This window comes from Pseudanabaena sp. 'Roaring Creek' (genome assembly GCF_001402795.1).
Classification (GTDB): Bacteria; Cyanobacteriota; Cyanobacteriia; order Pseudanabaenales; family Pseudanabaenaceae; genus Pseudanabaena.
Genome location: NZ_LIRE01000237.1, coordinates 1 through 3,506, shown reverse-complemented (window position 1 = coordinate 3,506; position 3,506 = coordinate 1). Strand labels below are relative to the sequence as shown.

The 3,506-nt window shown below is 43.3% G+C and carries 1 protein-coding gene; it reads left to right on the top strand.

What is annotated here, in order from left to right:
* Nucleotides 1-376 precede the first annotated feature (376 nt).
* A complete protein-coding gene (locus tag AC805_RS08050) occupies nucleotides 377-3,319 on the top strand; it encodes an amino acid permease (RefSeq protein ID WP_055074946.1) in 2,943 nt (980 codons plus the stop codon).
* Nucleotides 3,320-3,506: the final 187 nt, after the last annotated feature.

The following is a 3,506-nucleotide window of genomic DNA, read 5'->3' as shown; positions in this document are numbered from 1 at the left end:
TCGCCAAATGTACTAGGACATAAAACCCAAGAATTAATTGGCGGCGCTTCGCGCCGCCAATTAATTCTTGGGTTTTGATTTGTCCTAATTCAAGTGACTAAAGTAAGCCAACACTTCAATAAATTAAAAAACAAATCCAGTAAGGTTTTGAGATTCCCAAAATGGCGTTGCCATTTTGGGAATTGGTATTATATTCAGAACAGGTGGAATATTGCGCTGCCGTTACTTTGATATTTTTTTTGATATTTTTTTTGATATTTTTTAAGCTGCATGGCGATTGTCGCCAGCTCTAAGAAAGTGATAAGAGTACATTCTCGGAACTATTTTGATGAGAATCTAGAAGTAATTATGCCTGTAGAGATAAGATCGCCCTACTATGACTGATTCTGAATCTAGAAACCAACCTGCACAAATCACAAACCCATTGGTCGCCTCCCAGAAATCGTGGTTTCAGTTACCGCGTGGTCTTAGCACCTTTGAAACATGGGGATTTGGCGCAACTGGACTCTTGCTTTGGTTTGGGGTAGCCCCAGCAATGCATATTGAGTTGGGTGAGAAAGCAATTTGGGTATGGATTCCGTCAGCATTTGTCGCCATACTCCTCAATCTTCAAATCAAGCATTTAGGAAAACATTGGCAGGATATGTCAGGAGGGACTCCTAACTACACAGTGAGGTTACTCAAAGACTATCCATTTATAGCTAAGTATGGAGCGATCGGCTATTGGCTGGGCTGGGTATCGGTTCCAGCGATCAATGCAATTATTCTAGCGGATTTAATCAAAAGCATCCTATTAGATTTTCAGATCTATATTCCCGATGGGTTTCTCAAAGTTGCCTTTGTGCTTTTGCCCTATGTCGTGGCATTCAGTGGCACGCGATCGATGGCTATCTTTCAAGCATTTTTTATCGTCCCCGCCGTCAGTTTATTCATTGCTTTCTGTATTGGGGGACTCAACTGGTTAGCGTTTGCTCCCACCAGTCCTGGCTTGCTGTCCACAGGTGGCGTGAGTGCGCCATCATTTGTGCTGTGGGCAAAGTGGTACTTTGTAGCTACCTACGCAATCTATGGATGTGAAACTGCTTCCTCCTTTGTTGCCGAAAGCCGTCGTCCCGATCTAACTTTAAAATGCTTGCAATACATGGCAATTCTCATTCCAGTGGTGTATGTCGGTGGATCTTGGGTTTTAGCAAGACTATCGACTAATCCTCTGGCAGGTGAAAATACTTATCTGCACCTACTGGACGCGGCAAAACCATTTTGGGGGGCTGCAGCTTCTTCATTAATTACCTTTTTGGTTGCCGCTGGCTGTTTGCTAAGCTCAGTAACTGCTGCATCCAACTCTCCCAGAGTTCTTTACCAGCTTGCCCAAGAGCGCCATTTATCCCCTTTATTCACATTATTTACACCTCGTAGCGTGATTGGTCATGGGCTGGTAGCGACTTTAATCATGAGTTTGCTATGCCTATTTTGGGGTGATGTTTCGCGAATAGTCATGATCACGGGCACGGGCTATCTATCCAGCATTATGATCCTACATTTAGCAATTTGGCTAAAGCGCGATCGCCCTGAAACCTTGTATCCCTATTGGGCAGTTTTATTTTTAGCGATCGAATCCGTGGTTTTGGTCGTTGGGGGAATCGCATGGAGTTGGCAAGATTTACTGATTGGCTTGCTCTTGCCAATTTTCGTATTAGGAGCCGATGCTTTAATGCGACGACTGCCTTTTGCCTTTTTTCATGTCCAATGGTGGGCAAAAATTTACCACCATAGGACATCCCTCAGATCCTTCGATTTTATGATCGTCCAAACTATCACCATCATTATTTTGGTATGCGGTAGTACGGGAATAGGTTGGCTAGCTTTTAGCCTGCTAGATCAACATGCTGAGAATAGTGACACAAATCGCAATGCTTTATTTTTAGTGCTGCTTCTAGTTGTTGCCTTTCTTGGTATTGCGATCGCTTGCTGGACGAGCTTACCGCAGGTCATGACCATGGAAGAAGCCAGACAAAGAGCAGAACATTTATTTGTGGCTGCCTTGGATGCCATGCTGATTGTCAATAACCGAGGCGAGATATGTCAAGCCAATCCTGCGGCAGCCTCACTCTTTGAGGTCGAGGCAACGCAACTGATAGGCAAACCCCTCGGACTCTTTTTAGAGGGAATTGATTACGATCCCGCCCTTTGGGATAATCTCAGTGAGAGGGAATTAAAACATAAATACCGCTTCAATACTGAAGCGACAATACCCAGCATCGTGGAAGTAGCGGTATCAGAATATTTCAATCAATCCGATCGCACTCAGGAATATATCGCCATTTTGCGCGATATCACCGATCGCAAGTATGCCGAAAAATGGCTCCAAAGTAGTTTAAACGAACAAGAGCAACTAACCCAACAAGCAAAAGCACAGGCTCAAAAACTAGAAATAGTTTTGCAGGACTTAAAAAATACCCAAGCCCAATTAATCCAGACCGAAAAAATGTCCAGTCTGGGGCAACTTGTAGCAGGCGTTGCCCATGAAATCAACAATCCCGTCAACTTTATCTATGGCAATCTCAGCCATTCCTTTGTCTATAGTCAAGATTTACTAGAATTGGTCAGGCGCTATCAAGCTTGGGAGAAACAACAGGCGATTGCTCCCGATCCTGACATTCAATCGTTTATCGCAGATATCGATCTCGATTTTTTACAGGAGGACTTTCCCAAGGTTTTACATTCCATGAAAATGGGAGCAGAACGTATTCGCCAAATCGTATTGACCCTAAGGAATTTCTCGCGCCTTGATGAGGCAGAAATGAAACCGATCGATATCCACGAAGGTATTAACAGTACCTTACTTCTTTTACAAAATCGGATTAAGGGTAATGCCGATCGAAAGGAAGTACAAATTTTGAAGAACTATGGAGATATCCCTCTGGTCGATTGTTTTGCAGGACAGCTCAATCAAGTATTTATGAATCTGCTCAGCAATGCGATCGATGCTTTACAGGAGCGGGAAAAGGAAGGTTTTTTTGCCGATGGGAACGAAAACCCAAGCATCATTATCTCAACAGAAATAATCCATAATAACTTATTGCAAATTAGTTTTAAAGACAATGGTTGCGGAATGTCTGCATCGGTTCGCGAAAAGATTTTCAATCCCTTCTTTACGACTAAACCCGTGGGAGAAGGCACGGGACTAGGGCTATCGATCAGCTATCAAATCATCGTTGACAAACATGGCGGCACAATTCAATGCCTATCTGAGATGCAAAAAGGAACCGAATTTTTAATTCAGATTCCTTTATCTCAACCAGAAAGTCAGAGAGCCTAGTTGTATATAGACGAAAGAAGAGAAGGTTGGCGCGAAGCGCCAACCTTCTCTTCTTTCGTCTATGTAACTTTCATTCCCATATAGCTACAGTCACTTGAATTAGGACAAATCAAAACCCAAGAATTAATTGGCGGCGCGAAGCGCCGCCAATTAATTCTTGGGTTTTATGTCCTAGTACATTTGGCGA